28 protein-coding genes are annotated in these 26,827 nt (G+C 67.6%); 20 read left to right on the top strand and 8 right to left on the bottom strand.

What is annotated here, in order from left to right; genetic code table 11:
* Nucleotides 1-288: 288 nt before the first annotated feature.
* Nucleotides 289-801 carry a 3-hydroxyacyl-[acyl-carrier-protein] dehydratase FabA gene (gene fabA / locus F614_RS0102895; protein ID WP_018866911.1) on the bottom strand — a complete coding sequence of 171 codons (513 nt, stop codon included), beginning with the start codon at nucleotides 799-801 and terminating at the stop codon, nucleotides 289-291.
* Between the two features lie 162 nt (nucleotides 802-963).
* Nucleotides 964-1,278 (bottom strand): hypothetical protein, encoded by a 315-nt coding sequence (locus F614_RS0102890; RefSeq protein WP_019558219.1) that lies wholly within the window; start codon nucleotides 1,276-1,278, stop codon nucleotides 964-966.
* 204 nt (nucleotides 1,279-1,482) lie between these two features.
* On the opposite strand from F614_RS0102890, the gene F614_RS0102885 reads away from it, so the two are divergent.
* The 9 genes from F614_RS0102885 (at nucleotide 1,483) to mnhG (ending at nucleotide 9,559) form a co-directional block, all read left to right on the top strand.
* Nucleotides 1,483-2,817 carry a hypothetical protein gene (locus F614_RS0102885; protein ID WP_019558218.1) on the top strand — a complete coding sequence of 445 codons (1,335 nt, stop codon included), beginning with the start codon at nucleotides 1,483-1,485 and terminating at the stop codon, nucleotides 2,815-2,817.
* Nucleotides 2,818-2,952: 135 nt separating this feature from the next.
* Complete coding sequence (locus tag F614_RS0102880; protein WP_026279248.1) at nucleotides 2,953-3,654, top strand: TIGR04211 family SH3 domain-containing protein; 702 nt, start codon at nucleotides 2,953-2,955, stop codon at nucleotides 3,652-3,654.
* Nucleotides 3,655-3,847: 193 nt separating this feature from the next.
* Nucleotides 3,848-6,148, top strand: a complete 2,301-nt coding sequence (locus F614_RS0102875) for a putative monovalent cation/H+ antiporter subunit A (RefSeq protein ID WP_018882495.1) — start codon at nucleotides 3,848-3,850, stop codon at nucleotides 6,146-6,148.
* Complete coding sequence (locus tag F614_RS0102870) at nucleotides 6,145-6,570, top strand: Na+/H+ antiporter subunit B (protein ID WP_017942333.1); 426 nt, start codon at nucleotides 6,145-6,147, stop codon at nucleotides 6,568-6,570. Before F614_RS0102875 ends, F614_RS0102870 begins: the two co-directional genes overlap by 4 nt.
* On the top strand, nucleotides 6,570-6,917 hold the full coding sequence (locus tag F614_RS0102865; protein ID WP_018866906.1) for a Na+/H+ antiporter subunit C: 348 nt from the start codon (nucleotides 6,570-6,572) through the stop codon (nucleotides 6,915-6,917). The genes F614_RS0102870 and F614_RS0102865 overlap by 1 nt, the downstream gene beginning before the upstream one ends.
* Nucleotides 6,914-8,410 (top strand): Na+/H+ antiporter subunit D, encoded by a 1,497-nt coding sequence (locus tag F614_RS0102860; RefSeq protein ID WP_018866905.1) that lies wholly within the window; start codon nucleotides 6,914-6,916, stop codon nucleotides 8,408-8,410. Before F614_RS0102865 ends, F614_RS0102860 begins: the two co-directional genes overlap by 4 nt.
* The gene (locus tag F614_RS0102855; protein ID WP_018866904.1) at nucleotides 8,407-8,880 is read left to right on the top strand and encodes a Na+/H+ antiporter subunit E; all 474 of its coding nucleotides are present in this window, start codon (nucleotides 8,407-8,409) and stop codon (nucleotides 8,878-8,880) included. Before F614_RS0102860 ends, F614_RS0102855 begins: the two co-directional genes overlap by 4 nt.
* 15 nt (nucleotides 8,881-8,895) lie before the next feature.
* Nucleotides 8,896-9,171, top strand: a complete 276-nt coding sequence (locus F614_RS0102850; protein ID WP_026279247.1) for a monovalent cation/H+ antiporter complex subunit F — start codon at nucleotides 8,896-8,898, stop codon at nucleotides 9,169-9,171.
* A complete protein-coding gene (gene mnhG / locus F614_RS0102845) occupies nucleotides 9,164-9,559 on the top strand; it encodes a monovalent cation/H(+) antiporter subunit G (protein WP_018866902.1) in 396 nt (131 codons plus the stop codon). Before F614_RS0102850 ends, mnhG begins: the two co-directional genes overlap by 8 nt.
* A gap of 415 nt (nucleotides 9,560-9,974) precedes the next feature.
* Here the strand turns inward: mnhG and F614_RS0102840 are convergent, their stop codons facing one another.
* Nucleotides 9,975-10,424 (bottom strand): hypothetical protein, encoded by a 450-nt coding sequence (locus F614_RS0102840; RefSeq protein ID WP_019558217.1) that lies wholly within the window; start codon nucleotides 10,422-10,424, stop codon nucleotides 9,975-9,977.
* 217 nt (nucleotides 10,425-10,641) lie between these two features.
* Between F614_RS0102840 and F614_RS0102835 the strand changes: the two genes are divergently transcribed.
* Genes F614_RS0102835 through F614_RS0102825 form a run of 3 tightly spaced genes read left to right on the top strand, consistent with a single transcriptional unit; the run spans nucleotide 10,642 to nucleotide 13,439 of the window.
* A complete protein-coding gene (locus F614_RS0102835; protein WP_018866900.1) occupies nucleotides 10,642-11,343 on the top strand; it encodes a metalloregulator ArsR/SmtB family transcription factor in 702 nt (233 codons plus the stop codon).
* 19 nt (nucleotides 11,344-11,362) lie between these two features.
* Nucleotides 11,363-12,097, top strand: a complete 735-nt coding sequence (locus F614_RS0102830) for an MBL fold metallo-hydrolase (protein ID WP_019558216.1) — start codon at nucleotides 11,363-11,365, stop codon at nucleotides 12,095-12,097.
* A 22-nt stretch (nucleotides 12,098-12,119) separates the two neighbouring features.
* On the top strand, nucleotides 12,120-13,439 hold the full coding sequence (locus F614_RS0102825) for an MFS transporter (protein WP_019558215.1): 1,320 nt from the start codon (nucleotides 12,120-12,122) through the stop codon (nucleotides 13,437-13,439).
* Between the two features lie 30 nt (nucleotides 13,440-13,469).
* On the opposite strand, the gene F614_RS0102820 is transcribed toward F614_RS0102825, so the two are convergent.
* The gene (locus F614_RS0102820) at nucleotides 13,470-13,928 is read right to left on the bottom strand and encodes a DUF6231 family protein (protein WP_019558214.1); all 459 of its coding nucleotides are present in this window, start codon (nucleotides 13,926-13,928) and stop codon (nucleotides 13,470-13,472) included.
* Between the two features lie 111 nt (nucleotides 13,929-14,039).
* On the opposite strand from F614_RS0102820, the gene F614_RS0102815 reads away from it, so the two are divergent.
* The 5 genes from F614_RS0102815 (at nucleotide 14,040) to F614_RS0102795 (ending at nucleotide 19,535) form a co-directional block, all read left to right on the top strand.
* Nucleotides 14,040-14,522, top strand: a complete 483-nt coding sequence (locus F614_RS0102815; protein ID WP_018866896.1) for a Crp/Fnr family transcriptional regulator — start codon at nucleotides 14,040-14,042, stop codon at nucleotides 14,520-14,522.
* A 24-nt stretch (nucleotides 14,523-14,546) separates the two neighbouring features.
* Complete coding sequence (locus tag F614_RS0102810) at nucleotides 14,547-15,338, top strand: YdcF family protein (protein ID WP_019558213.1); 792 nt, start codon at nucleotides 14,547-14,549, stop codon at nucleotides 15,336-15,338.
* The gene (locus F614_RS0102805; protein WP_019558212.1) at nucleotides 15,338-17,413 is read left to right on the top strand and encodes a hypothetical protein; all 2,076 of its coding nucleotides are present in this window, start codon (nucleotides 15,338-15,340) and stop codon (nucleotides 17,411-17,413) included. Before F614_RS0102810 ends, F614_RS0102805 begins: the two co-directional genes overlap by 1 nt.
* A gap of 89 nt (nucleotides 17,414-17,502) precedes the next feature.
* A complete protein-coding gene (locus F614_RS0102800; RefSeq protein ID WP_019558211.1) occupies nucleotides 17,503-18,132 on the top strand; it encodes a YdbL family protein in 630 nt (209 codons plus the stop codon).
* 38 nt (nucleotides 18,133-18,170) lie between these two features.
* Nucleotides 18,171-19,535, top strand: coding sequence for a YihY/virulence factor BrkB family protein (locus F614_RS0102795; protein ID WP_018878558.1), 1,365 nt, complete (start codon nucleotides 18,171-18,173; stop codon nucleotides 19,533-19,535).
* Nucleotides 19,536-19,565: 30 nt separating this feature from the next.
* On the opposite strand, the gene F614_RS0102790 is transcribed toward F614_RS0102795, so the two are convergent.
* Complete coding sequence (locus F614_RS0102790; protein WP_018875767.1) at nucleotides 19,566-19,997, bottom strand: SRPBCC family protein; 432 nt, start codon at nucleotides 19,995-19,997, stop codon at nucleotides 19,566-19,568.
* Nucleotides 19,998-20,459: 462 nt separating this feature from the next.
* Here F614_RS0102790 and F614_RS0102785 point away from each other — a divergent pair, with 462 nt between their 5' ends.
* The 3 genes from F614_RS0102785 to F614_RS0102775 are packed head-to-tail and all read left to right on the top strand — an operon-like array spanning nucleotide 20,460 to nucleotide 25,231.
* Complete coding sequence (locus tag F614_RS0102785; protein ID WP_026329788.1) at nucleotides 20,460-20,918, top strand: hypothetical protein; 459 nt, start codon at nucleotides 20,460-20,462, stop codon at nucleotides 20,916-20,918.
* Between the two features lie 30 nt (nucleotides 20,919-20,948).
* Nucleotides 20,949-22,076 carry an efflux RND transporter periplasmic adaptor subunit gene (locus F614_RS0102780; RefSeq protein WP_018878883.1) on the top strand — a complete coding sequence of 376 codons (1,128 nt, stop codon included), beginning with the start codon at nucleotides 20,949-20,951 and terminating at the stop codon, nucleotides 22,074-22,076.
* Nucleotides 22,073-25,231 carry an efflux RND transporter permease subunit gene (locus tag F614_RS0102775; RefSeq protein WP_019558209.1) on the top strand — a complete coding sequence of 1,053 codons (3,159 nt, stop codon included), beginning with the start codon at nucleotides 22,073-22,075 and terminating at the stop codon, nucleotides 25,229-25,231. Before F614_RS0102780 ends, F614_RS0102775 begins: the two co-directional genes overlap by 4 nt.
* On the opposite strand, the gene F614_RS0102770 is transcribed toward F614_RS0102775, so the two are convergent.
* The 3 genes from F614_RS0102770 to F614_RS0102760 form a co-directional block, all read right to left on the bottom strand.
* Complete coding sequence (locus F614_RS0102770) at nucleotides 25,209-25,634, bottom strand: DUF1841 family protein (RefSeq protein ID WP_018866887.1); 426 nt, start codon at nucleotides 25,632-25,634, stop codon at nucleotides 25,209-25,211. The genes F614_RS0102775 and F614_RS0102770 overlap by 23 nt on opposite strands.
* Before the next feature lie 26 nt (nucleotides 25,635-25,660).
* Entirely contained in the window at nucleotides 25,661-26,308 is a 648-nt protein-coding gene (nth, locus tag F614_RS0102765; RefSeq protein ID WP_018878554.1) for an endonuclease III, read from the bottom strand.
* Nucleotides 26,309-26,374: 66 nt separating this feature from the next.
* A complete protein-coding gene (locus F614_RS0102760; protein ID WP_018866885.1) occupies nucleotides 26,375-26,812 on the bottom strand; it encodes a hypothetical protein in 438 nt (145 codons plus the stop codon).
* Nucleotides 26,813-26,827: the final 15 nt, after the last annotated feature.

Below are 26,827 nucleotides of genomic sequence, written 5' to 3'. Positions count from 1 at the left end.
CGCGGCAGTCGGGCGTGTTTCTTGGGTACTTCTTTGCACGAGCAAAGAAGTACCTCGGGGCGCGCTGGCGAGTCAGCGCCTGGCAGGTGGCCGGACGAAGGCACCATAAACACCGGATGCCGAACCAGGCCTAGCCAACAATCGGCGGTACGCGGACCGAAGGCTCGTAAACACCGGATGCCACTCCAGGACCAGCCACCACGAGGCAGGCGGCGGGTAGAAGGCAGGGAAACGTGAGAGGGCGAAGAACACCGGCTCCCGTGCTCGTGATGGCGGAAGCCGGTGGGCCTAGAAGTTTTCGGTGGAGGTGAACAGGCCGACGCGGAGGTCGTGGGCCTCGTAGATCGGGCGGCCGTCGACCTTGACGATGCCGTCGCCGATGCCGAGCACCAGCTTGCGCGAGATCACGCGCTTCATGTCGATATGGTAGGTGACCTTCTTGGCCGTCGGCAGGACCTGCCCGGTGAACTTGACCTCGCCCACCCCCAGGGCGCGCCCGCGTCCCGGATTGCCGAGCCAGGCGAGATAGAAGCCGACCAGCTGCCACATGGCGTCGAGGCCGAGGCAGCCGGGCATCACCGGGTCGCCGGGGAAGTGGCAGGCGAAGAACCAGAGGTCGGGATTGATATCCAGCTCGGCGATCATCTCGCCCTTGCCGTACTGGCCGCCGTCGCTGTTGATCTCCAGGACCCGGTCCATCATCAGCATGTTGGGGACCGGCAACTGGGCGTTGCCCGGACCGAACATGTTGCCGTAGCCACAGGCCAGGAGTTCGTCGCGATCGTACTGATTCTTCTGCATGGGAGCGCCGCTCGGGGAAAAGGCCGGTATTGGACCGAAACCCGCGCGCAAAAGCAATTGCGACGGGATTCGGCGGTGCGCCGATAGTCCCGGGGGTGGGGCTGATTAGGTTGTCCTCGGAACGTCCTGGGACAACCTGTCGAGAGCTCTGCGTGCCCCGGATCAGGCGTCGGAGGGATACCGTAGCAGTTCCGCGAGGGTGAAGAAGCGGTCGCCGCGCAGGTAGCCGGCCTGGATGTCGGCGATCAGGGCGCCGGGGCGGCCCTGATCGTCGAGCTCGGCCACCCACGCGGTCGGGACCGTATCCAGGATGTGGGTACAGGCCAGGCGCCCGTCTTCCAGGTGGCTGGCGCGAACCTCGCCGGTGCGGCGGTTGCGGAAGGCCGGGAGCCAGCCGGCGGTGAAGCCGGCGTCGAGCCAGGCGGGGTTCTCGGTGCGGGCCGGTTCGGGTGCCGGCATGAGGTCGAGGCTGAGCATCGCGAGGTCTCCGGGGATTTAATCCGGGTATCGGCGCGGGCGCGGCAAACTTGAGCGTGATTGGCCCGGCGTGGAGACGGGAACCGGAACGATTCGACATAATCAGGCAACCGGTTGGTGGGGCCCGGAGTTGCGCCCGAGGTGGCGGGCGCGGACCATGCCTGAAAGAACAACAAGCGAGGGGGAGTCGTGGCCGTCACTGTAATGCTGTGGGTGCTGGGGATCGTGGTCGCAATCGTGGTGCTGGACCTGGCACGGCGGCCCTTGCGCCGCCTGCTGGTGGGGCTGACCGGCGGCGTGACGCGCCTGACGTGTGCCCTCCGGCGGCAGGTGCTGCATCTGCGCGACGCGACCCAGCGCTGGCATCACGCCCACCTGGCCCGGCTGGAGGCCGAACGCGTTCATGTGGCGGTCCATGCCCTGGAGCGGCGTTACGCTTGCCTGGTGGGCCACGATCTGGCCGAGATCCCCGATCTGCGCCAGCAGGTTCACGAGACCCTGCGCCAGCTGGAGGATGCCTATGCCCGCGACGAGGGGCGTCTTTCCGCCGAGCCCGGCTGGGTCAGCCGCCTGGAGGCCCTGGCGAGCACGCCGGTGGGCGACAGCCCGCAGAGTCAGCGCCTGGCGCAGGACATGCAGGAAACCGTGTTGCGGATTGCACGGCTCGGCATGGAGGAGCACCGACAGATGGCGCGTGGCCTGCTGTCGGCGCGGCGACGCCTGGAAGCCCCGTTGCACGAATTGACCGGGCGCCTGGAGCAGGTACACCGGCGCCTGGCCGACCTGCAACGCCAGGGCGAGCGCCTGGATAACGGTCTGGCGAACTGCGAGAACCGGGACCATCCGGCGCAGCGGCACCTGCCCGCGTATGCCCAGGCCGGCAGTCAGTGGCTGCTGGGCGCGGCCGGGCTGGTGCTGACCGCGGTGGCCGTGGTGGTGTACCAGCGGCTGTTCGATCCGGCCCTGGGGGCGCAGTTTCCGGCCTCGCTGGAGGCCGCCGGGGTGGCCTTCCCGGATCTGGTGGTGGCGACCCTGCTGGGGGCCGCGGCGGTCTCCGGCTGGCTGCTGGCCGAGGCCCGCGGCGTTTCCCGTCTGCTGCCGCAGGCGATGATGGACGGCAGTGAGGGCGTGCGCCGGGCGCTGGTGGTGGTGGCTGGCGTTGCGCTGGCCGTGCTCGCGCTGATCTCCGCGCTGGGCGGCTTTCATCTGGAGTGGGTGGCGTATCGTCAGGAGTTGATGGATACCCTGCTGGCCGGGGGCGAGGCGCTGCCGCCGACCCTGAACCTGTTCGAGCAGTCGGTGGGCGCGGTTCTGGGCCTTCTGGTACCCCTGATCGTGGCGCTGGCGCCGATCTGGCTGGTGGGGGTGTTGCAGGCGACTCGGGTCATGCTGGGCGGCCTGCTGACGCTCGTGCTGGCGGTGCTGGCGGGTATCCTGTACCTGCTGGCGGTCGCGGCGGCACAGGTGCGGCGTCTGCTGCCGGTGGCATTTGATCTGATCACGTTCCCCTCGCGGGCCGTGCGTGAGCGGTTCGCTTAGGAAACACTGATCTCAGTGTTTCCCCGAACGCCCGGGTGCCGGAATGTGAACTCGATCAACCCCCGGTACGGCTTTGCGTGCGCGGCTTTCTGCCCCCTGTAGAATGCGGCGCGGGAGAACCCGGCGAATCAAGAGATGGCAGCAGAGATGACAATGAAAGGGTGGTCGATGCGCTCGATGGCGCTGATTCTGGGTAGCGTGATGCTGGTGGCCTGGAGCGGGGCGGCCGCGCAGCAGACGCGTTATGTCAGCGAGGAACTCGAGGTTGGGGTTCGGGGTGGCCCGTCCAATCAGAATCGAATCGTGAGTGCGGTGCGCGCCGGACAGCCACTGACGGTGCTGGAGGCATCCGGCGATGGCTGGAGCCGGGTGCGCCTGCCCAGCGGCAACGAGGCGTGGATCCTGACCCGCTATCTGCAGGACGAGCCGCATTCCCGCGAACGCCTGGCCGAGGTCGAGGCCGAGCTGGCCGAGATCCGCTCCGGTGCGGATGATCAGGAGGGCCGGATCGCGGAGTTGCTGGACCGGCGCAACGAACTGACGACCGAGCGTGATGAACTCCAGGCCCGGATCGCGGATATGGAGTCGGAACTGGAAGAGCTGCGGGATATCGCGGAGCGGCCGCAGGAGATTCAGCGCGAGAACCGCCGGCTGGAGCAGGAACTGATCGAGTCCCGTGATTCGGCCGACGAGTATCGGCGTCAGGTCGAGGTGATGCAGGCCGACAGCCAGCGCAAGTGGTTCATGACCGGGGCCCTGGTCACGGTGGGTTCGGTGATCCTGGGCATTATCCTGACGCGCATCCCCACGCGCCGGCGGCGCAGCGACTGGGTCTGACCGGCAGCGCGTTTCCCGGAACGGTCCGCGCGAGGAACATCACGTTTCTTGCGCGGTCCCACCCAAGTCAGTAGGCTTCCGCGACCGCTCGAGACGGGCAGGTACCGGCCTGTCTCGGTTGCGACGGAACGATTTGTACGCGTGGCCGCGGGCCGCGTCCTTGGCCCGGAACCAAAAGGACTGAGCTGGCCGGATGCTCTACGCAATTCTCTCAACGTTCCTGCTGGCGGCAGCCGCCCCCGCGGTGCACCGCCTGACCGGCCGTGCCAGTGGCTGGGTGCTGGGTCTGTTGCCGGCCGCGTTGTTCGTCTATTTCCTGAGCTTTCTGCCGGCGGTCTCCAGTGGCGAGTCCATCGTGCTGGCCTGGCCCTGGCTGCCGGGGCTGGATATCCAGCTCTCGTTCCTGGTGGACGGGCTGTCGCTGCTGTTCGCGCTGCTGATCTCGGGCATCGGCTTCTTCATCGTCACCTACGCCGGGCGCTACCTCGAGGGGGACCGTGACCTCGGGCGCTTCTACGTGATCATCCTCGCCTTCATGGGCTCCATGCTGGGGCTGGTGCTGGCGGACAACCTGGTCGCGATGTTCGTGTTCTGGGAGCTGACCAGCATCACGTCCTATCTGCTGATCGGTTACAACCACGAGAACGCGGACGCCCGGAAGTACGCCCTGCAGGGCCTGTTCGTCACCGTGGGCGGCGGTCTGGCACTGCTGGCCGGGATCATCATGCTGGCGATGGCCGGCGGTTCCTGGGAGCTGTCCGAGATCCTCAACAACGGCGACGTGGTGCGCGAGCATGCGCTGTACCTGCCGTTGTTGCTGCTGATCCTGATCGGGGCCTTCACCAAATCGGCGCAGGTCCCGTTCCATTTCTGGCTGCCGCGCGCGATGGCTGCGCCGACCCCGGTCTCCGCCTACCTGCACTCCGCGACCATGGTGAAGGCCGGCGTATACCTGCTGGCGCGCCTGAACCCGTCGCTGGGTGGCACCGACATCTGGTTCACCACGCTGGCGTTGTTCGGTGCGGTGACCATGTTCACCGGTGTGTTCCTGGCCTTCCGCTCGACCGGGGTGAAGAAGGTGCTGGCGTACTCCACGGTGATGGCCCTGGGTACGCTGACTATGCTGATCGGGATCGGCACCGAAACCGCATTGATGGCGGCGATGGCCTTCCTGCTGGCGCACTCGCTGTACAAGGGCGCGCTGTTCATGGTCGCCGGTATCCTCGATCACGAGGCCGGTGCCAAGGATTTCCTGCAGACCGGGGGGCTGCGCAGCGCGCTGCCGGTCACGGCCGCGTTCGCGATTCTCGCGGCGCTGTCGTTGGGGGGTGTGATCCCGCTGTTCGGGTTCGTCGCCAAGGAGTTGATGCTGGAGGCCGTGCTCGATGCCCCGAGCCTGGGCGGCATCCTCGCGCTGCTGGCGGTGCTGACCGCGATCCTGGGGGTCGCGGTGGCCGCGATCGTCGGTATTCGCCCGTGGTTCGGGCCCAAGGTGGATACGCCGAAGACGCCGCACCATGACGCTCCAGTGGCCATGCTCGCCGGCCCGGCGGTGCTTGCGAGTCTGGGGCTGATCTTCGGTCTCGGCCCGGGACTGGCGGACGAAGGCCTGATCAATGCCGCGGCGGCCAGCGTGCAGGGCGCGCCGGTGGATGGCTACCTGGCGCTGTGGCACGGGATCAACTGGCCGCTGGCGATCTCCGCGTTCAGCCTGGTGGCCGGTGGGGTGCTGTACTGGCGCTGGGAGCAGGCGCGCCGCGCGCTGGCGTGGGTGGACCGCGCGGCCGAATACGGCCCGGAGAAGGGCTACTTCAAGATGATGGACGGCCTGGTGGCACTGTCGGAGTGGCAGACCCGCGTGCTGCAGAACGGCTATCTGCGCTATTACGTGATCGTGATCGTCGCGATGACCGCGGGCCTGGTCGGGGTGACGGCGCAGCTGTTCGACGTCGGCGTGGGCGGCCTCGACTGGGCCGCGCTGAAGATCCACGAGGTCGCGATCCTGGCGATCCTGGTGGCCTCGATGCTGTTCGCGGTGCTGACGCGCTCGCGTCTGGGGGCGGTGGCGGCGCTGGGGTCGCTGGGCTTTACCGTGGCCCTGGTCTACGTGCTTTACAGCGCGGCGGATGTCGGTATTACCCAGGTGCTCGTCGAGACCCTGACCGTGATCCTGCTGGTGCTGGTGCTGTTCCGCCTGCCGGGTTTCTTGAACCTGTCGTCCACCGCGCTGCGGGTGCGCGATGCCGGGATCGCGCTGGTGATGGGCGGCATGATCACGCTGCTGATCCTGAGCACCCTGGATGCGCGCCTGTTCCCGTCGATCTCGCAGTACTTCATTGACGAGTCGGTGCCCTCCGGCTACGGCCGCAATATCGTCAACGTGGTCCTGGTGGACTTCCGTGCGCTGGATACGCTGGGCGAGATCTTCGTGCTGGCGCTGGCGGCGATCGGGGTGTACGCGATGCTGCGTTTCCGCGCGGAGGACCGCCGATGAACATGCATTCCCTGATCCTGCGCACTGCGGGGCATTTCCTGCTGCCGCTGCTGCTGCTGTTCTCCGTGTTCCTGCTGCTGCGCGGTCATGACGAACCGGGCGGCGGCTTCATCGGCGGCCTGGTCGCGGCCGCGGCGATCGTGCTTTACCTGTTCTCGATGGATATCCAGTCGGCGCGCAAGGTGCTGCGCGTGGACCCGCGCGACGTGCTGGGCGTTGGCATGGTGCTGGCCGTGATCAGCGCGATCCCCGGGGTGTTCCGCGGGGAGGCCTTCTTCACCGCCCAGTGGTGGGAGTTCACCGCGCCGCTGTTCGGCGAGATGAAGCTCTCCACCGTGCTGATCTTCGATATCGGGGTGTACCTGGTGGTAATCGGGTCCGTGCTGACCATCATGCTGAACCTCGCGGAGGCGGAAGACTGATGGAAGTCGTCATGGCCTTTGTGGTGGGCGGCCTGTATGCCGCGGCCATCTACATGATGCTGCGCCGCTCGATCGTGAAGCTGGTGATCGGGCTGGTACTGCTGTCGAATGCCGCCAACCTGCTGATCTTCACCGTGGCCGGCATGACCTCCGGTGCGCCGCCGCTGATCGCGCCGGGCGACACGGTGCCCGAGGGCGTATCCGCCGATCCGCTGGCCCAGGCCGTGGTGCTGACCGCGATCGTGATCGGGTTCGGGGTGCTGGCGTTCGCCGTGGTGCTGATTCACCGCGCCTACGAGGTGGTGCAGGCCGATGACATGGATCAGATGAAGGACACCGATCGATGATGATGTCGGTAGCCCTTCCGGTCGTGCTGCCGCTGCTGTTCGGCGCACTGTCCGTAATGTTCTGGCGCTCGCACTTCGCGCAGCGCTCGCTTGGCGTGCTCGGCACCGGCGCAATGCTGGCGGTCTCCGTCTGGCTGCTGGCGGATACCTGGGAGCACGGCCATGTGGTGATGGAGATGGGCTCCTGGCCCGCTCCGTTCGGGATCGTGCTGGTGTCCGACATGCTGGCCGCGATCATGGTGGTGCTGACCGGGATCATCGGCTTCGCCACCGCGCTGTATTCGCTCTCCGGCATCGGCAAGATGTCGGAGAAGTTCGGCTACTACCCGCTGCTGCACCTGCTGCTGGCGGGGGTAAACGGCGCCTTCCTGACCGGCGACATTTTCAACCTCTACGTGTGGTTCGAGGTGATGCTGGTCGCCTCCTTCGCCCTGCTGATCCTGGGCGGGGAACGCGCGCAGATGGAGGGGGCGATCAAGTACGTCACCCTGAACCTGCTGTCGTCGATGATCTTCCTGACCGCGATCGGCCTGACCTATGGTCTGACCGGCACGCTGAACATGGCCGACATCGCGGACAAGCTGGCCACGGTGGAGGACACCGGGCTGATCACCGTGATCGCGATGCTGTACCTGGTCGCCTTCGGGGTGAAGGCGGCGGCGTTCCCGTTCTTCTTCTGGCTGCCGGCCTCCTATCACACGCCCAAGGTCGCGGTATCCGCGCTTTTTGCGGGTCTGCTGACCAAGGTCGGGGTATATGCGCTGTTCCGCGTGTTCACGCTGATCTTCAATCAGGACGTGGACTACACCCACGAGATCCTGCTGTGGGTCGCGGCCGCGACCATGCTGACCGGCGTGCTCGGGGCGGCGGCGCATTACGAGTTCCGGCGCATCCTGTCGTTCCACATCATCAGCCAGATCGGCTACATGATCATGGGGCTGGCGCTGTTTACGCCGCTGGCGCTGGTCGGCGGGGTGTTCTACATCATGCACCACATCATCGTGAAGGCGAATCTGTTCCTGATCAGCGGGATCACCTTCGTGATGAAGGGCACCCACGAACTGAAGCAGATGGGCGGGATCTACCGCACGAATCCGATGCTGGGTGTGCTGTTCCTGATCCCGGCGTTGTCGCTGGCAGGGCTGCCGCCGCTGTCCGGGTTCTTCGCGAAGTTCATCATCATCCGCGCGGGCATCGAGGCCGAGGCCTACTGGGTGGTGGCGGTCGCGCTGGTGGTGGGGCTGCTGACGCTCTACTCGATGATCAAGATCTGGGCCGAGGTATTCTGGAAGGCGCAGCCGGAAGGCGTGGAGACCGATGACGTGACCTCCGGTCCGATGATCTGGATGTGGCTCCCGGTGATCATGCTGGCGCTGATGACCGTGGCCATTGGCCTGTACGGCGAGCCGATCTACCAGATGGCCCTGATGTCGGCCGAACAGCTGCTGGATCCGTCGCAGTACATCGAGGCGGTACTGGGGGCACAGCCATGATCGCGCTGACCTGGAATATCGCGCTGGCCCTGATCTGGGTCTTCCTGACCGGCACGTTCAGCACCGGCAACCTGCTCGTGGGGTTCTTCCTCGGCTATGTGCTGCTGGCCTTCGCGCTGCGCGACAAGCCGGGTTTCTCGAGCTACGCGCGGCGGGTGCCCAAGTTCATCGCGTTCATTGGCTACTTCCTCTGGGAGCTGTTCCTGTCCAATCTGAAGGTGGCGTATGACGTGATGACGCCGACCCACCACATGGTGCCGGGCGTGATCGCCTTCCCCCTGGATGCCAGGACCGATGGCGAGATCACCATCGTCGCCAACCTGATCTCGCTGACCCCGGGAACGCTGAGCCTCGACGTGTCCACCGACAAGAAGGTGCTGTACATCCACGTGATGTACATCGAGGATCGCGACGAGGTGATCCGCTCCATCAAGTACCTGGAACACCGCGCGCTGGAGGTCCTGCGCTAGGCGCAGGGGATGCAGATGTTCGATATCGCCATCATCGCTTCCAATGTGCTGCTGAGTATCGCCCTGCTGCTGGGGTTCTGGCGGCTGTATCTGGGGCCGACCCTGCCCGATCGCGTGGTCGCGCTGGAACTGATCGCATCGCTGACGATCGGCTTTATCGCGGTGTATGTAATCTCCAGCGGCCGCACCCCGTTCATCGACGTGGCTATGGTGCTGGCGCTGACCGCGTTCCTCGCGGCGGTCGGCTTTGCCCGTTACCTGGAGAAAGGGGGGCATCGCGACGATGACTGAGTTCTTCACGGGGCTGTTTCTGGTGGTGGGTGCGGCGTTCATGGTCGTGGCGGCGCTGGGCCTGGTGCGCATGCCCGACCTGCCGATGCGCCTGCACGCGACCACCAAGGCGGGCGTGCTGGGGGCTGGCCTGATGATGGTCGGGGTCGCGGTGTACTTCGGTGACGGCGGCGTGACCACGCGCGCGGTGGCGGTGATCGGCTTCCTGCTGCTGACCGCGCCGGTGGCCGCCCATGCGATCGGGCGCGCGGGTTATTTCGTCGGTGTCCCGCTGTGGGAACACAGCAAGACCGACGAGCTGAAGGGACGCTACGACGAGAAGACTCACACCCTGTCTTCGCCGCCGGAGATGCACGAGCCCGAGGATCGGGACGACGCATCGCGCTGAGACCGATGCTTTTCGGCATACCCAGCGAGCCCCGTGGCCATGCCGCGGGGTTCGTTCGTTTGGGGCCGGCGCGGCCGGGGCGAGAGGACACCCGTCTGCGTTCGGAGGCCATGCGGTCACCCGGCCGGGGTGAAGCGCAGAGCCGGGATCTCCGGCGTCAGCAAGAGCCCGGATGCTTGAGATGACCCCCGGTTCAGCACACCCCGAAAATCGCAGGAGCCTGCTCGCAGGCGAAGCCCCTGCCAAAGTCAGACGTGGTCAGGGGAATTCGCCTGCAAGCAGGCTCCTGCAGGGGGCTATGGAGGCGCGACCAGGGCGGCCGACAAAAAAGCCGGGGCGTTAGGCCCCGGCAATGGGTACAGTCGTTGGAGAGACGACAGTTCCTTGGTCCGGGATCGCTCCCGGCATGCAGCCGTCAGGCCGCGTGGGTTTCCTTGGCCTCGCGGGCGGCCTTGGCCTGTTCCGGGTCGTAGGCCGCGCCGGACCAGAGCATCTCGTAGGCGATCTCCTCGTTCCCGTTCTCGCACAGTTCCAGGACCTGCTGGAACAGGGGCTGGAAGGTCTCGCTCTTATGCGACGCCTCGTGTTCCTCGAAGCTGTTCCAGAAGGTAATGATCAGCGCTTCCTTGTCCTTCATCGGGCTCTCGACCGCCTGGCCGATCGTCGAGCCCTCGTTGGAGACCGCGCCGGAGTTCAGGGCGACAAAGCCGCCGACAAAGCCGGTATCCGAGTGGTAGGTCTTCACGTTCTCGCAGAGTACCGCGACACGCTCCTGCAGGTCGTCGATGGTGTACTCCGGCTTCAGGATCACGCGGTTGATGGTGACCACGCCGTCGGCCGGGAAGTTGTTGATCAGCTGGCTCATGACGTCCTCCTTTTGCAGGGGAAGGGTGCCCGTGGGCACGGGATAGTCATTCAGTTAGTAAGCAACTTCTAATTGAAGTTCCCGAGTACCGTACTCAGGAATTACTGCGTTCGCCAGAATGCCCCAAAAACCGGAGGGTCCGGTCCCGCGCGGGTGCGCAAGCAGGGCTTGCGTTGGCGGCGCGCGTTGGTTAGCTTATATTCCAACGAATATTGGAATGTGTGCGGTGTCCGGGCGCGAACTCAAAGACCTCCTGTACGAACAGGTGGCCCGCATTGCCCGCGCGGCCGCCAGTCCCAAGCGGTTGGAGCTGATCGAGATCCTCGTGCAGGGGGAGAAGAGCGTCGAACAACTGGCGTCGGACGCGGAGATCAGCGTGAAGCTGGCCAGTGCCCACCTGAAGGAGCTGCGCCTTGCGCGGCTGGTGGAGGCCCGGCGCGAAGGCCGGTACATGTTCTACCGCCTGGTCGATCGGCATGTCGCCGATTTCTGGGTGATGCTGCGAACACTGGCCGAAGAACGGCTGCTGGAGCTGCAGGCCGCCACTCGAGAGATCGCCGAGGGTGCGGGCGATCTGGCCCCCATGGCGGGCGAACAGCTACTCGAGCGGGCGCGGCGCGGCGAGGTGATCGTGCTCGACGTACGTCCGGGCATGGAATACGCCAGCGCCCATCTTCCCTATGCCCGATCCATCCCCGTCAGCGAATTGCGCGACCGGCTGGGCGAATTGCCGACTGACCGCCCCGTGGTGGCGTACTGCCGAGGACCGTACTGCCTGATGGCGAGCGAGGCCGTCCAGATCCTGGGTCGGCACGGCATCCGGGCCAGCCGGCTCGAGGACGGCATCGCGGAGTGGCGCTACCACGGTCTGCCCGTGAGCGCCGATGAGGACAACCGACAAAAAGAACGCGACCGGTGAACGGTCCAGGAGGAGTGTCATGTTTTTTCATCAATTGCCCACCCGGGAGTCGTCGCTGTCCTACCTGTTCGGCTGTGGATCGCTGGGCAAGGCCATCGCGGTGGATGTCGTGGACGGGGACCAGGAATGGTTCCTGGAGCGGGCCGCCGAGGCGGGTGTTGCCATCACGCATGTGATCGACACGCATGTGCATGCCGATCACTATTCCGGTGGCCGTGACCTGGCCCGACGTGCCGGGGCGGAGTATTGCCTGCATGCGTCGGATCGTTCGGTGGTGGAGTTCGACTTCCATGCGCTGGAGAATGGCGATCGGCTCGAGGTCGGCAACGTCGAGGTCGAGGTGATCCATACCCCCGGTCACACGGAGGACAGCCTGTGTCTTCTGGTGACCGACAAACGCCGCGGGGACCAGCCCTGGTTCGTTCTTACGGGCGATACGCTGTTCATCGGCAGTGTTGGACGCCCCGATCTGGCCGGGCGGGAGCGCGAGATGGCGGGACGGTTGTTCGACAGCCTTCACGAGCGCCTCCTGGGCCTTCCGGACGAACTGGAGATCTATCCCGGTCACTATGCCGGCAGTGCCTGCGGCGCGGGGCTGTCCGGGAAGCCGTCGTCGACGCTCGGGTTCGAAAAGCGCTTCAACCCGGGGCTTGCGATCGGTGAGAGGGAGGCGTTCGTCGATTTTCTGACCCAGAACATCCCCCCGCGCCCGGTGGGAATGGATGCCTACGTCGCGGCGAATATCGCCTCCTGATCCGATAGCAGAGGGACTCTTCATGACGGACCATCACAAGGCCGCCGAAGCCTACGCCCATCTGACGCACGGGATTCGGGAGAACCTCGGGCAGTTCGGGCAGCAACTGATCCAGGTCTTCTTCGTTGGCCTGACCATCGGGATGATGCGCACGGTCGTGCCGGCGCTGGCGGAGAGCGAGTTCGGTGTGGCCGAGGGCTCGTTCATGCTGCTGACCGCGTTCGTGGTCGCCTTCGGGGTCGTGAAGGGGGCGCTCAACTTCGTTGCCGGGCGCCTGTCCGAGCGGCTGGGGCGCAAGACGGTCCTGATGCTGGGCTGGGTGGCGGCCATCCCGATCCCGTTCATGATCCTTTACGCACCGTCCTGGAGCTGGATCGTCGCGGCGACCGTCCTGCTGGGCGTGAACCAGGGGCTGGCGTGGTCGATGACGCAGACCGCCAAGATGGATATCACCCGGGCCGACGAGCGCGGCTTCACCATGGGCATGAACGAGTTCTCCGGGTATGTCGGGGTTGCCGTGGCGGGGATCGTGACCGGCTATATGGCGGCCGCGTTCGGGCCGCGTTGGGGCCTGCTGATCTTCGGCCTGGTGGTGATCGCCCTGGCGATCGTGATGACCGCCGTGTTCGTGCGCGAGACCCTCGACTGGGCAAAGGCCGAGGGTGCCCGGCATGCGGCCGGTCAGTCCACCGGCCCGGTGCCGCGTTACCCGACGAATATCCCCGACACGCCGACGACCTGGCAGGTGTTCACCCTGATGTCCTGGCGCGACCGGCGCATGGCGGCGTTCAGTCAGGCCGGGCTGGTGGAGAAGTTCGTGGATGCGCTGGTCTGGGTGTTCTACCCGGTGTTCCTGTATCAGCAGGGGCTCAGTCTGGCGGCGATCGGCTGGGTCGTCGGGATCTACGGCTTCGTCTGGGGCGGTTCGCAGTTCCTCACCGGGCGCCTGTCCGATCACGTGGGGCGACGCCAGCCGATCATCTGGGGGATGTGGATCTGTGGCGGCGGGGTCGCCCTGACCCTGCTCGGCGAGGGCGTACTGTGGTGGTCCTTCGCGGCGGCGGTGACCGGGTTCGGCATGGCGCTGCTGTACCCGAACCTCAGTGCGGCGGTGGCGGACATTGCACACCCGAACTGGCGCGGTTCGGCCATCGGTACCTACCGGTTCTGGCGCGATCTCGGCTACGGCGTTGGGGCCCTGGGCCTGGGCATCGTGGCCCACCTGGGCGGCTCGGTGAACTGGGGCTTCTGGTTCGTGGTGATCGCGATGTTTGCATCCGGTGCGCTGGTCTGGTGGTGGGGCGACGAGACGCATCCGCGCCTGAACCCCCGCGACGAGTAGCCATCAGGTCGTGATTCGCCCGGTACTGCGTTACCAGCGCGCCTTGTCCCACATCTCCGGGTTGGCCCAGAAGCGGGCGTTCAGCCAGTCCGGGGTCAGCTTGTAGTCGTACAGGCTGGTGCGATAGACCGCGTGATCCGGCGCGGCGGCCTCGGCTTCGGGGTCGCGCCGGAACCCGAGCGCCAGGAAGTCGTTCAGGTCCCAGCGTTGGTCGTCCAGCCGATGCAGAATCAGCACCTCGTCGGCCCAGCGGTCGCGCAGGCCGCCCAGCAGTTGTTGTCCGGTGGTCACATCCAGCGCGCTGAGGGTGTCCGGGAGCAGGACCAGCGGCACTCGTGGCTCGGGCGGATGCTCGAGAAACGCTGCCACCGTTTCCTGCTCCACATCCGGTGGACTGTCCGTGGTCTCCGGGGCGGCGACCAGCAGGAGGGTGCGCCCCTCGCGCAGGCGTCGCGGCAGGTTACGGCGCAGGACGTCGATGTCGATCAAGGGCTACCTCCCCGGCGTTCCGTGGCGTGTCGGCCCCGTCCCGGGGCCGTGTTCGTTATACTCTAAAGCACTCTCACTTCTACCGCGGACCCGTCAGAAGGAACCCTCTCCATGTCCAAGGAACTGCTGACCGAATTCCTCTCCAAGCACCCGATCTCGGCGTCCCTGACGCCGGCCGAGGTCGAAGTCCTGCTCGAGTACCTGGAAGTGGTGGAGACCCATCACAAGCAGGTGATCGCGGACATCGGCGAGGTCGGGGAGTCGCTGTTCTTCGTGGTCAGCGGGACCGCCGCGCTGTACCACGATGACGGCAGCCAGGAGATCGAGGTCGGTCGCATGCAGACCGGCGAGCTGGCCGGGTCCATGTCGTTCTTCGACCGCGTGCCGCGCGGCGTGCGCATGCGTGCCCTGAGCGACAATACCCGCCTGTTGCGCCTGTCGCGCTCCATGTATGACCGCCTGCGTGTCGAGCAGCCGTACATCGCGGTGAACCTGCTCGAGTTCGCCATCATCAGCCTGGATCACCTGATCCGCCGGGTCTCCGAGGACGTGGCCACCTACGCCCACTATCTCTACTCCCCGGGCAAGAAGTAACCCCGGTCGCGGGCGGAGACTCTCGTGCTCGCCACCCTGCAGACGATCGCCGAGCACCTGCTGCTGCCGCCCGGTCTGGGCATCACGCTGACCCTTGTGGGCGTGGCCTTGTGGTGGGCCGACTGGCGGGGCGGGCGGGCGCTGCTCGCCCTGGGCCTGCTGGCGCTGGTGCTGCCGAGCCTGAACATCGTGGCCCAGCCGCTGGCCCACAGCATCGAGCGTGACCTGCGCGACGGCGTAATCGCGGTGGGCCGGGCCGATGCCATCGTGGTGCTGGGGGGTGGCCGCTGGCCCGGGCGCGCCGAGGACGGCGGGCGTGACGCCCTGAACCCGCGGACCCACGAGCGCCTGCGCCATGCGGCGCGGCTGCACCGCGATACCGGCTTGCCGATCCTGGTCTCCGGCGGGCGTCCGGGTGCCTTGCCGGGGCGGCGCTCCGAGGCCGAGCTGATGGCGGCGAGGCTGCAGGGCGATCTGGGGGTGCCGGTGCGCTGGCTCGAGAACACCTCGCGCAACACCTGCGAGAACGCCACCCACACCCGCCAGCGACTCCAGAACAGTGATGTGCAGCGGGTACTGGTGGTGACCCAGGCGCTGCATCTGCCGCGTGCACTGGCCTGCTTCGAGCGCGCGGGACTGGCCGCCGACCCGGCCCCGGCCGGCTTTCGCGGCCCGACCGGCGACCCGATGCGGGTCGAGGACTTCCTGCCGCGACTGGACGCCCTGGAGACCTCCCGCTTCGCCCTGCGCGAGTGGGTGGCGCGTCTGGCGCGCCCGCTGCGCGATCGCCTGCCGGAGCGGGGCGACCCGGCCTGATGCACGCGCGGCGCGGTGCACCGGGCGCAGTGGCCGCGGCGGCCGGGCTGGTGCTTTTCCTGCTGGCGGGGTCGGTGACGGCCGCCGAATCCCCATCGGCTGCCGGCGGTGTCCAGCTCGACCTGCAGATCGAATCCCTGCTGCGCGAGGATCTCGATGCCCGCGGCCTGAGTACGCGGCTGCAATGGACGCGCGAAGGCCTGTCGCTGGAAATCCGCGCGGAACGCGTCGAGCTTCCCGCCCCGATCGGGACCCTGCGACGACTGCGGGTGGAATGTGGCGACCTGCGGCTCGGCCGTACCGAGGTCCGCTGCGAGGCCGCCCGGCTCTGGGGGGATGCCGGGGATCTGGACCTGCGCGGCGCGCGGGTGCGCCTGGTCTGGGGCCGCGAGAGCGGTCAGCTGACCCTGGCGGGCGCCTGGCCGGGCTGGTTCGGGGCCAGCGGGGATGTTCGTGTGCACCGCGACCCGGCGCGCGGCTGGGATGTGCGGGCCGATCTCGACGGCATTGATCTGGCGGCGCTGGCCGCCTCCCCGCGCCTGCCGATGGAGCTGCCCGTGCACCTCGGGCAGGGCCGGGCGGATGTTGCGCTGCGCTGGCGTGAACGCGGCCGTTCGGAAGGCACCCTGCGGGTCCATGACCTCGCCTTCAGCGATGACCTCGGGCTGCAGGCGGGCGAGGAGCTGGATGCGCGACTGTGGGTCGCGGGGGACGCGAACGGCTGGGATGTGGAGGCGGCCGTGACGGCAGGCGTGGTGTTCGTGGATCCCTGGTTCGTGGATCTCGACGCCGAGGGGCCGGTCGTGCTGGAGGCCCGTGGCCTGGTGGCGGACGCCGACAACGGCTCGGCGCGCACGGATTTGCTCTCGCTGGACTATGGGGCGGCGGCGGCCCTGCAGGGGCAGGACCTGGCGTTCGCGCCCGGGCGCGGGCTGGAGGGCCGGGTCCAGGCGGAGATCGCGGCGCTGGGGGTGATCTACGACACCCTGCTGTCGCCCTGGCTGGTGGGGACCCCGCTGGGCGAGCTGGATGTCGCGGGTCACCTGGCGGGCGAGATCGAACTGCAGGATTCCATGCCGCGTTACATGCGTGCGGAGTGGTCCGGGGTGGAGGCGCAGGATCGCCGGGGACGCTTCGGTCTCAGTGGGGCGCGGGGTGGACTCGACTGGTCGGACACGGTGCCGGGCGGTCCGGGGCGCATCGAAGTGGATGCCGCCCATCTCTACGGGCTCCCGTTCGATGCCTTCAGCGCGCAGGTGCGGGCGCGGCCACAGGGACTGGAGTTACTGGAGGCGACCGAGATCCCGATCCTCGATGGTGGGCTGCGGGTCGGGGCCTTCAGTCTGCAGCAGACGGAGACCGGGCCGGATGTGCAGTTTCAGGGCGGCATCCGGGCCATCAGCCTGGAGCCGCTGACCGAGGTGCTGGGATGGCCCCGGTTCTCCGGGCAGGTGGCGGGAATGATCCCGCGCGTCCGCCTGGAGCATGGCGACCTGAACGTGGACGGGCGGTTGCTGGTGCAGGTGTTTGACGGCGAGGTGGTGTTGCGCGATGTCTATATCCACGATCTGTTCGGCTACGCCCCGGAGCTGGGGCTGTCGACGCAGATTCAGCGCCTGGATCTGGAACTGGTCACCCGTGCCTTCGACTTCGGGCGTATCCAGGGCCGTCTGTCGGGCCACGTGAACGACCTGGTGATGGTGGACTGGTCGCCGGTGCATATGGATCTGGAGCTGATGACGCCCATGGACGCGCCGGGGCGGCGGCGCATCAGCCAGCGCGCGGTGGAAAACATCACCGAGCTGGGCGGCGGGATCCAGGCGGCGGCGTCGTCGATCTTTCTGCGCTTCTTCGAGAACTTCAGCTATCGCCGCCTGGGTTTCCGTTGCGAGCTGCGCGGGGACGTATGCACCGCCTCCGGCGTCGCGGATCGCCCCGATGACGGGTTCGTACTGGTCCAGGGTGGCGGGCTGCCGCAGATCCAGGTGATCGGGTACAACCGACGGGTCGACTGGCCGGAGCTGATCAACCGCCTGGCCACGATCCAGGCGGGCGAGGGCCCGGTGGTGCAGTAACCACGCATTCAGCGTTTGGTTGCCATTCAGGATGATGGTGTAGATTGGGCACATGCGGGACGGACCCGCTCGAACAAGGGATGACAGGCATGAAGGCTTTGTGGAGTGTTCCGGGACTGGCGCTGGTGTTTGCCCTGCTGGCCGGCTGCGTGACCATCAATATCTACTTCCCCACCGCCGCGGCGGAGGAGGCGGCGCGTGCCATCGTGCGCGACGCGCTGCAGGTGCCGGACAGCGAGGCCGCGCCGCAGTCCGAGTCCGGTGCGCAGCTTCCGGCCCAGCCGCGTCATGCCGGGGCCGCGACGGGCAGCACGCCGGTGCTGGCCTGGGTGCTGGAGCGTCTGGTCAGCCCGGCCGCGGCGCAGAGCCCGGACCTGCAGATCGAGACCCCGGCGATCAATCGCATCCGGACCTCGATGCGCGAGCGGGCGCCGCAGCTGGCGCCGCATTTCCGCAGCGGGGCGATCGGGTTCGGCAACAACGGCGACGTGGTGATCCGCGACCTCTCCGAGGTGCCGCTGCGGGACCGCAGCACCGTACAGCGCCTGGTCAGCGAGGAGAACTCCGACCGCGATTCGCTCTACCGCGAGATCGCGCGCGCCAATGACCGCCCGGACTGGGAACGTCAGATCCGCGAGACCTTTGCCCGCGTCTGGGTGGAAGAGGCCCCGGCGGGCTACTGGTACCAGGACCGTAACGGCCAGTGGCGGCAGAAGTAGGGCCTGGTGACGGGGCCACATACCCACGGGAGTGATGCGTGGCGGGCGTAGCCTGGGCCGAACGCCTGGATGCCCGCCGGCGCCAGCTGGTCGAGCTGGTCCAGGACACGGACCTGTCGGCGCTGCCCTGGTGGAAGGCGGTCCCGCTGGGTGTCGTGCGGGGCCTGTTCGGCCTGGCCCGCGAGGTCTCCGAGGGCCAGCTGACGCTGCGGGCGATGAGCCTGGTCTACACCACCCTGCTGTCGATGGTGCCGCTGCTGGCGCTGTCGTTCTCGGTGCTCAAGGCCTTTGGTGCCCACAACGCGGTGGAGCCGTTCCTGCTGGGCGTGCTTGAACCGCTGGGCGAGCAGGGGGTGGAGATCGCCCACAACGTGCTCGACTTTGTCGACAACATGCGCGTGGGCGTGCTCGGCTTCGTCGGCCTGCTGTTCCTGGTGTATACCGTCATCGCGCTGGTGCAGAAGATCGAGCTGGCCTTCAACACCATCTGGCGGGTGGAGAACAGCCGCAGCCTGGCCCAGCGCTTTTCCAACTACCTGTCGGTGATCCTGATCGGTCCGGTGCTGGTGGTCTCGGCGCTGGGGCTGACCGCCACGGTGATGTCATCGGCCGCGATGCAGGCGATTGCCGGGGTCGAACCCTTCGGCATGCTGATTACCGAGATCTCGCGGCTGGTGCCGTACATCCTGATCATCTCCGCGTTCGCGTTCATCTACGTGTTCGTGCCGAACACCCGGGTCAAGATCCTCCCGGCGCTGATCGGCGCGGTGGTGGCCGGTTTCCTGTGGCAGAGCGTGGGCTGGGTATTCGCCAACATGGTGGCGGGTTCAACGCGCTATGCGGCGATCTACTCCAGCTTCGCCATCATGATCATGCTGCTGATCTGGATCTACCTCGCCTGGCTGATCCTGCTGATCGGGGCCAATGTCGCCTTCTTCGTCCAGCACCCGGAGTACATGAACGTGCGCGGCATCCGCCTGCGCCTTTCCGGGGCGGCACGCGAGCGCATGGGTCTGCACCTGATGCAGCAGGTCGGCCAGCGCTTCCACGACGGGCGCCCGGCACCCACCCTGGACGAGGTGGCCGCGACCCTGGCGGTGCCGGGCAATGCCCTGGGTGATGCGGCGCGCCGGCTGGAAGAAGCCGGTCTGCTGTTGAAGGCGGGAAGCGAGGGCCAGCATCTGGTACCGGCCCGCGACCTGGACGCGATCCGCGTGGACGAAATCCTGGAGGCGCTGCGCGAGGACAGTGACGACCACGCCATTCGTCGTCTGCGCGGCAGCCTGAGTGTGGAGACGACACTGAAAGAGGTGGATCAGGCGCGCGAGGAGCGCCTGAACGGGCGCACCCTGCGCGACCTGCTGGCGCGCCCCGATGCCAGCGCCGCGGCGGAGACCGCCTGACACCCGGCCACGCTGGGGCCAGGTTTGGGGTCAGGAACGGGCCGCCTCGGCGTCCAGCCGCTGCTGGGCCCGTTCCATCAGCTGGCCCGACACCCGGTCGACCAAGGATTGGGCCGCGCGCCGCACGGCCGCGTCGAGCAGCGGGTTCAGCTTGTACTCCAGTTCGAACTCCACGCGCGTGCGGTCCTCGCCCTCGGGACTCAGGCGGTAGCTGCCCCGGTTCTGCACCCCGCGGATGGAGCGCCAGGCAAAGTGCTCCGGCGCGATCGCGGTGCAGACCTCGACATCGAAATCCATGCGCATCCCGGCGGCCCGAATGGTCCAGCGATAGCAGTCGTCACCCAGGCACTCGATATGCTCGACGTGGTCGCACAGGTCGACAAAGTTGGGCACGTGACTCAGCAACTCGAAGACCCGTTCCGGCTCGGCGCGCAGGGAAGTGGCGTGGGAGATGGTTCGCATGGCGCAGTCTTCTTGGCTAAAGGCTTTCCGTTTAAGAGCCTGGCCCCGGTCTGGGGTTCCCTGCAAGCCATGCGGGAACTACACGAGCGTGTACATTCACCGCTGTTTCCCGAGGGAAACACTGATTAATGTGCACGCTCGCGCTCGAGTCGCTTTTGCGTGCGAACAAGGCGCGGTGACTGCCGTGCAGTCATTCTGCACAAGGGAGCCGCAACGCCGTTCCCGCGCCCGTTTTTGTCAACAACGGGCGGCCGAGCCCCTTCGTTCAATAGGTTGTGAGGTTGGCACCCCAGGTTCCCCGATCCTGCGTTGCGCCCCGAATCCATCAAAAACGGGCGGGTAGAACCACTACCCGCCGCACGACGCGCCTGGTCTCGAAGAACCTGGGGTGCCAACGCGAGTGTGTACATTGATCAGTGTTTCCCTAGGATAAGGGTCTTTTCCGGATAAACGGATCTCCGTATGAATCCAGCGTCCCAAGGGCCCGTGCCCGACTTCCTGCAACGTTTCGAGGCCGGTTCCACCGGCATCCTGTACTGGGAGCAGCTGGAGCGGCTGTGGACGCTGCTGCGCGACCGCGCCGATGGCGGCTGGTACATCTACGCGGTAGGGGATACCGTGCCCGTGGAACCGGTCTCCGCAGAAGATTTCCGGCGTTTCATCGACGAGGTCGACACCCTGCTGCGGCAGGATCACGACGAGGACTACTGCGGGATCGTCTACGTCGATGACCGCGAGGCGCCGGAATTCGTGAAGATCTTCGACCCCAACAACCTCGGCTCCAGCTGCGGCTCCTCGGGGCTGCGGGTGCTGCCGGGCTGGGTGCTGTCGCGGGTGCCGCCGGTGGACCTGGAGGCGGCGATGCCGCCGACCGGCAGCCGCCGGCGCTGGTGGCAGCGTCTGTTCGGCGGGGCAAAGTGAGTACCGCCGGCATACAGCGGAGGCGCGGCGATGGCTGATTCCTGGTGGCAGCGCCTGCGCGGACAGGCGCGCGTGCTGCTCGCGCTGGGCATCCTGCTGCTGGTGATCCTCTGGATCGCCTCGGGGATGTTCGGGCGCGAGGCCGACGAGGCGCCGCGGGCGGCCGAGCCGCAGCCGATGGCCGTGGCCGTGACCACGCTGGAGGCGGAGCCGGTGGAGCGCCTGCTGGTGCTGCAGGGGCGGGTGGAGCCGGATCTGCGCGTGTTGGTGCGTGCCGAGACCGCCGGTCAGGTGGCCGAGTGGGAGGTGGCCCGCGGGGCACGCGTGGCCGCCGACGTACCCCTGGCGCGACTGCGCATGGACGACCGCGAGGCGCGCCGGCGCCAGGCGATCGCGCGGCTGCGCGGCGCCGAGAGCGAATTCGAGGCCGCCCAGCGGCTGCACGATCAGGGCCATGTGTCGCGCACCCAGCTGGAGGCCCGCGAGGCCGAGCGCGAGGCCGCCCGCGCGGAGCTGGAGGCGATCGAGCTGGATATCCGCAACACGCGCATCATCGCGCCGGTGGCCGGGGTGGTGAATCAGCGTCTGGCGGAACGGGGCGACTTCGTGGCCCGTGGCGACCCGGTGGCGGAGATCGTGGACAACGACCCGCTGCTGGCGGTGGTGCATGTACCACAGCATCAGATCGGGCGGGTGGAGTCGGGCCAGGCGGCGCGCATCCGCTTCCTCGACGGGCGTCGTGCGGAGGGCGAGGTGCGGTTCGTCTCGCGGGTGGCCGAGGCTGGCACCCAGACCTTCCGCGTGGAGGTGGAGGTACCGAATGCCGACGAGGCGCTGCCTTCCGGGATCAGCGCCGGGGTCGAGATTCCGACCGAGACGGTCGCGGCGCACAAGCTGTCGCCGGCCTGGATGGGGCTGGACGACAGCGGCCGGGTCGGGGTGAAGACGGTGGATGACGACGACCGGGTGGTCTTCCACGCGGTCGAGGTGATCCGTGCCGCCACCGACGGCGTCTGGGTCACCGGGCTGCCGGAGCGCGCGCGGGTGATCACCATCGGCCACGGCTTCGTGACCCCGGGCGAGACCGTGCGGCCCCGGCCCATGGAGGCATCGACGGGCGCGGCCGCGCCGGAACCGGTGGGCGAGGCCCTGCGGTGAAGGCCCTGATCGCCTGGGCGGTGGAGCACGCCCGGACGGTGCTGCTGTTCCTGCTGCTGATCCTGGTACTGGGCGCGACCGCCTACCAGGTGGTGCCCAAGGAGGCGGCCCCCGAGATCGACATCCCCATCTTCTTTGTGTCCGTGCCCTATCCGGGGGTCAGTCCGGAGGATGCGGAGCGTCTGATGCTGCGCCCGCTGGAGCGCGAGCTGCAGACCCTGCCCGGGGTGGACGAGATGCAGTCCTGGGCCGGCGAGGGCTTTGCCCTGGTGCGACTGGACTTCGAGCCCGGCTGGGACAACCGCCGGGCCCTGTCGGACCTGCGCGAGGAGGTCGACCAGGTGCGCCCGGAACTGCCCGCCGGGGCAGAGGACCCAAGCGTCTCCGAGGTCGACCTGTCGCTGTTCCCGGTGCTCACGCTGAACCTGTCCGGGCCGCTGGACGAGCGGACGCTGGTGCGTCTGGCGCGCGACCTGCGCGACCGCGTGGAGGCGATCCCCGGGGTGCTGGAGGCGGATGTCGGTGGCGATCGCGAGGAGCAGATGGAGGTGCTGGTCGATCCGCTGGTGCTGGAGACCTTCGAGCTGTCGTTCGACGAGCTGACCCGGGCGATCGAACGCAACAACCGTCTGGTTGCGGCCGGGGCGCTGGATACCGGGGCCGGGCGCATCCCGTTGCGGGTGCCGGGCACCATCGACGACGTCGACGACGTGCTGGATACCGCGATCCGGGTGGAGGGCGACGCGGTGGTGCGGGTGCGCGATGTCGCCGAGGTCCGCCAGAGCTATCTGGACCCGGAAGGCTTCACCCGCATCGACGGCCAGCCCTCGGTGTCGCTGGAGATCCGCAAGGCCTCGGAGGCCAACATCCTGGAGGTGGTGGCGGCCGCGCGCGCGACCATCGAGGCGGCGCGGGCCGACTGGCCGGAGACGGTCGAGGTCACCTACCTGCAGGACATGGCGCGCGATGTCGACGACCTGCTGGGCGATCTCGAGAACAGCGTGATCGCTGCGGTGCTGATCGTGGCGCTGGTGATCCTGGCAATGATGGGGGCGCGCGCGGCCCTGCTGGTGGGGGTGGCCATCCCCGGGGCCTTCCTCGGCGGCATCCTGGCGATCTATCTGATGGGCTTCACGCTCAATGTGGTGGTGCTGTTCGGGCTGATCCTGGTGGTCGGCATGCTGGTGGACGGCGCGGTCGTGGTGGTGGAGCTGGCCGATCGCTACGTGGCCGAGGGTATGCCGCGGCGGGAGGCCTTCCGCGCCGCGGCCCAGCGCATGTCCTGGCCGATCACCACCGCGATCGGGACCACGCTGGCGGTGTTCGCGCCGATGCTGCTGTGGCCCGGCATGGTCGGCGAGTTCATCGTCTACCTGCCGGCCACGGTGATCGTGACCCTGATCGCCTCGCTGGCGATGGCGCTGGTATTCATCCCGGCGCTGGGGGCCGTGATCGGCCAGAGCCACCCGATCAACGCGGCCCAGACGCGCTACGTGCGCGCGGCCGAGGATGGTCGCTATGACGAACTGCAGGGCCTGACCCGTGCCTATATCCGCCTGCTGCAGCCGCTGGTGCGTCGCCCCGTCTGGACGCTCGCGGGCACGCTGGCGCTGGTCGCCGCCGCCTATGCACTGTATGCCCAGCAGGGGCGCGGGGTGGAGTTCTTCCCGCAGGTGGAGCCGGACTTCGTGCAGGTGCAGGTACAGGCGCGCGGCGACCTGTCGGTGTGGGAGGCGGACGCCCTGGTGCGACAGGTGGAGGGGCGCCTGCAGGGGGTGCCGCAGATCCAGCATGTCTATGCGCGGACCATCGGTACCCAGCTCGGGCGGCTGCAGGGCGACTACCCGGAAGATCTCGTCGGTCTGATCCAGCTGGAACTGGTCTCCTGGCGCGAGCGCCCGCCGGCGGCCGCGATCATCGAGGACCTGCGCCAGCGTACCGCCGACCTGCCGGGCATCCGCCTGCAGTTTCGCGCCCAGGAACGCGGGCCGCGCGAGGGCCGGCCGATCGTGGTCGAGGCCTCCAGCCGCCAGGCCGACCGCATTGCGCCGGTGATCCGCGAGATCCGCGCTGCGATGGACGAGCTGGGCGGCTTCGAGGACGTGACCGACGATCTGCCACTGCCCGGGGTGGAGCTGGAGGTGCGCTTCGACCGCGAACAGGCGGCGCGCTTCGGCGTGGACGTGCCGCTGCTGGGCGAGGGGGTGCAGCTGCTGACCCGCGGCATCCAGCTTGGCAGCTACCGCCCGGACTACAGCGACGAGGAGGTGGATATCCGCCTGCGCCTGCCGGCGGAACAGCGCCACCTGCAGCAGCTGGCCACCCTGAACCTGCCCGGGGCGACCGGGCTGGTGCCGCTGGCGCATTTCGCGGAACTGGTGCCGGTACCGGCCACCGGTCTGATCAAGCGCCGCGACGGCGATCGCGCCTACAGCCTCGAGGCGGATGCGGCCAGCGGCTACCTGGTGGACGAGCGCCAGCGCGCGCTGGAGGCGCGCATCGCCGGCATGGACCTGGACCCGGAGGTGCAGCTGCGGTTTCGCGGCCAGGCCGAGGAACAGGCCGAGGCGGCGCGCTTCCTGCTCGCGGCCTTCGCGCTGTCGCTGTTCCTGATGCTCGCGATGATGGTTACCCAGTTCAACCGCTTCTCGCAGGCGCTGCTGGTGATGTCGGCGATCGTGTTCTCCACCGCCGGGGTGCTGCTGGCCCTGCTCCTGCGCGGCGAGCCATTCGGCATCGTGATGAGCGGGATCGGGGTGCTGGCACTGGCCGGGATCGTGGTGAACAACAACATCGTGCTGATCGACACCTACAACGAGCAGCGTCGACGCGGGCTGGATGCCCTGGAGGCGGCCCTGCGGGCCGCCGCCCAGCGCATGCGGCCGGTGCTGCTGACCGCGATCACCACCATCCTCGGCTTGATGCCGATGGTGCTGGCCTGGACCGTGGACTTCGCCGGAAGGGATTTCTATGTCGGGGCGCCGGTGACCGGCTTCTGGGTGCAGCTCGCGACCGCGATCGCCGGGGGGCTGTTTGTCGCTACGCCGCTGACGTTGCTGTTCACCCCCGCGATGCTGGTGCTGCTGGATCGGCTGGGACTGGACCGGCAGCCGGCGCCGGCCGAACAGTCGGCTACCGGCTCGCCAGGCGCTTGAGGCACTCGAGGTAGGCGTTCTCGTCCGGTGCGCTGTTGCTGCGCTGGGCTTCCCACAGGGTCTGGCCGAGGCATTCCATCATGCGGTGCTCGGCGTCCATCACGCCAAACCGGGCGCACAGGCCCTGGTGCAGTTCGCGGATGCCCGCGGGCCGGTCGGTCCGCGCCTGGTCGCGCAGGCTCAGGTGCATCGCCATGTGCAGGAACGGATTGGAGGTGCCCAGCTCGGGCGGGAACTCGCCGGTCAGCGCGGTCTCGCGGTCCTTCAGGTATTCGTGGTACTCGGGGTGTTCCGAGATCACGTCCACCAGTTGCTGCTCCAGGTCGGTGACTGGCTCGCCGGCCTGCGCCTTCTGCCAGGCGTCGACGAACTGGGTACGGATCTGGTCGCGGTTGCCGTACATGCGGGTTGTCCTCGGAGTTGGGGGTGTCAGGCGCCCGCGGGCGGCGGGGTCTTGGCCTTGTATTCGCACAGGTCGGCGATCGGGCAGCGCCAGCACTCCGGCTTGCGCGCCTTGCAGACGTAGCGGCCGTGCAGGATCAGCCAGTGATGGGCGTCCTGCAAGTAGGCCTTCGGGGTCAGGCGCATCAGGCGCTTCTCCACCTCGAGCACGGTCTTGCCCCTGGCCAGCCCGGTACGGTTGGCGACCCGGAAGATATGGGTATCCACCGCGATGGTGGGGACGCCGAAGGCGGTGTTGAGGATGACGTTGGCGGTCTTGCGGCCCACACCCGGCAGGGCCTCCAGCGACTTGCGGTCGCGTGGAACCTCGCCGCCGTGCTGGTCGACCAGGATGCGGCAGGTCTTGATCACGTTCTCGGCCTTGGCGTTGTACAGGCCGATGGTCTTGATGTGTTCCTTCAGCCCGTCCAGGCCCAGTTCGAGGATGCCCTCGGGGGTGTTGGCGACGGGGTAGAGGCGGCGGGTGGCCTTGTTGACGCCGACATCCGTGGCCTGGGCCGACAGGATGACCGCGATCAGCAGTTCGAACGGTGTGTCGTACTCGAGCTCGGTGGTCGGCTCGGGATTCGCCGCCTTCAGGCGCTCGAAGATGGCTTCTCGCTTTGCGGCGTTCATGGATGCGGAGGCTCCAAACAAACCGGCCCCGCTTCGCGGGGCCGGCAACTCGCGTAGTGGCGTTGCTCAGACGTGGCGGAACATGCCGACATCCGGCGCGGCGTCGCGCGGGTTGGATTCGGCTTCCTTCTCCAGGTCCTTGATCAGCTTGGCGTGCTTCTCTTCCAGATCATGCATCGCCTTCTCGTCCAGCTTCGGGAAGATGACGTCGCGGATGAACGAACCCAGTTCGTCCAGGCAGCTCGGCCAGTACTTGTCGTTCAGGTGGAACGAGTGGTGGGCGTGGGTGCCCATCGGGTAGCTGTCGAACTTGCGGATCATGGTGTAGGACAGGTCGCTGTCCTTCTCGACGAAGTCCTTGGCCCAGTCGTACCACCACTTGTAGTACTTCTCCTGCAGGTCGTCGTTGAACCCGTGGTTCTCGAAAAAGGCGGCGATCGTGCCGCGCGGGGCGAGGCCGTAGCGCGTGCCGCGCTTGCCAGCAAACGGGAAATGTCCAGCCATGCCAATCTCCTGGGA

It is taken from the genome of Thioalkalivibrio sp. ALE12, from assembly GCF_000381105.1.
GTDB lineage: Bacteria > Pseudomonadota > Gammaproteobacteria > Ectothiorhodospirales > Ectothiorhodospiraceae > Thioalkalivibrio.
The sequence above is the reverse complement of the archived record's forward strand: the minus strand, read 5'-3'. Positions and strand labels throughout refer to the sequence as shown.

What these genes read in the sequence shown, in the direction of transcription:
- F614_RS0102860 (WP_018866905.1), top strand. Translation starts at nt 6,914, where the DNA reads ATGATGATGTCGGTAGCCCTTCCGGTCGTGCTGCCGCTGCTGTTCGGC.
- F614_RS0102870 (WP_017942333.1), top strand. Translation starts at nt 6,145, where the DNA reads ATGAACATGCATTCCCTGATCCTGCGCACTGCGGGGCATTTCCTGCTG.
- F614_RS0102815 (WP_018866896.1), top strand. Translation starts at nt 14,040, where the DNA reads ATGTCCAAGGAACTGCTGACCGAATTCCTCTCCAAGCACCCGATCTCG.
- F614_RS0102875 (WP_018882495.1), top strand. Translation starts at nt 3,848, where the DNA reads ATGCTCTACGCAATTCTCTCAACGTTCCTGCTGGCGGCAGCCGCCCCC.
- F614_RS0102885 (WP_019558218.1), top strand. Translation starts at nt 1,483, where the DNA reads ATGCTGTGGGTGCTGGGGATCGTGGTCGCAATCGTGGTGCTGGACCTG.
- F614_RS0102790 (WP_018875767.1), bottom strand. Translation starts at nt 19,997, where the DNA reads ATGCGAACCATCTCCCACGCCACTTCCCTGCGCGCCGAGCCGGAACGG.
- F614_RS0102850 (WP_026279247.1), top strand. Translation starts at nt 8,896, where the DNA reads ATGTTCGATATCGCCATCATCGCTTCCAATGTGCTGCTGAGTATCGCC.
- F614_RS0102855 (WP_018866904.1), top strand. Translation starts at nt 8,407, where the DNA reads ATGATCGCGCTGACCTGGAATATCGCGCTGGCCCTGATCTGGGTCTTC.
- F614_RS0102760 (WP_018866885.1), bottom strand. Translation starts at nt 26,812, where the DNA reads ATGGCTGGACATTTCCCGTTTGCTGGCAAGCGCGGCACGCGCTACGGC.
- F614_RS0102770 (WP_018866887.1), bottom strand. Translation starts at nt 25,634, where the DNA reads ATGTACGGCAACCGCGACCAGATCCGTACCCAGTTCGTCGACGCCTGG.
- F614_RS0102830 (WP_019558216.1), top strand. Translation starts at nt 11,363, where the DNA reads ATGTTTTTTCATCAATTGCCCACCCGGGAGTCGTCGCTGTCCTACCTG.
- nth (WP_018878554.1), bottom strand. Translation starts at nt 26,308, where the DNA reads ATGAACGCCGCAAAGCGAGAAGCCATCTTCGAGCGCCTGAAGGCGGCG.
- F614_RS0102865 (WP_018866906.1), top strand. Translation starts at nt 6,570, where the DNA reads ATGGAAGTCGTCATGGCCTTTGTGGTGGGCGGCCTGTATGCCGCGGCC.
- F614_RS0102785 (WP_026329788.1), top strand. Translation starts at nt 20,460, where the DNA reads ATGAATCCAGCGTCCCAAGGGCCCGTGCCCGACTTCCTGCAACGTTTC.
- F614_RS0102800 (WP_019558211.1), top strand. Translation starts at nt 17,503, where the DNA reads ATGAAGGCTTTGTGGAGTGTTCCGGGACTGGCGCTGGTGTTTGCCCTG.
- F614_RS0102840 (WP_019558217.1), bottom strand. Translation starts at nt 10,424, where the DNA reads ATGAGCCAGCTGATCAACAACTTCCCGGCCGACGGCGTGGTCACCATC.
- F614_RS0102835 (WP_018866900.1), top strand. Translation starts at nt 10,642, where the DNA reads ATGTGTGCGGTGTCCGGGCGCGAACTCAAAGACCTCCTGTACGAACAG.
- F614_RS0102880 (WP_026279248.1), top strand. Translation starts at nt 2,953, where the DNA reads ATGGCAGCAGAGATGACAATGAAAGGGTGGTCGATGCGCTCGATGGCG.
- fabA (WP_018866911.1), bottom strand. Translation starts at nt 801, where the DNA reads ATGCAGAAGAATCAGTACGATCGCGACGAACTCCTGGCCTGTGGCTAC.
- F614_RS0102805 (WP_019558212.1), top strand. Translation starts at nt 15,338, where the DNA reads ATGCACGCGCGGCGCGGTGCACCGGGCGCAGTGGCCGCGGCGGCCGGG.
- F614_RS0102890 (WP_019558219.1), bottom strand. Translation starts at nt 1,278, where the DNA reads ATGCTCAGCCTCGACCTCATGCCGGCACCCGAACCGGCCCGCACCGAG.
- F614_RS0102825 (WP_019558215.1), top strand. Translation starts at nt 12,120, where the DNA reads ATGACGGACCATCACAAGGCCGCCGAAGCCTACGCCCATCTGACGCAC.
- mnhG (WP_018866902.1), top strand. Translation starts at nt 9,164, where the DNA reads ATGACTGAGTTCTTCACGGGGCTGTTTCTGGTGGTGGGTGCGGCGTTC.
- F614_RS0102780 (WP_018878883.1), top strand. Translation starts at nt 20,949, where the DNA reads ATGGCTGATTCCTGGTGGCAGCGCCTGCGCGGACAGGCGCGCGTGCTG.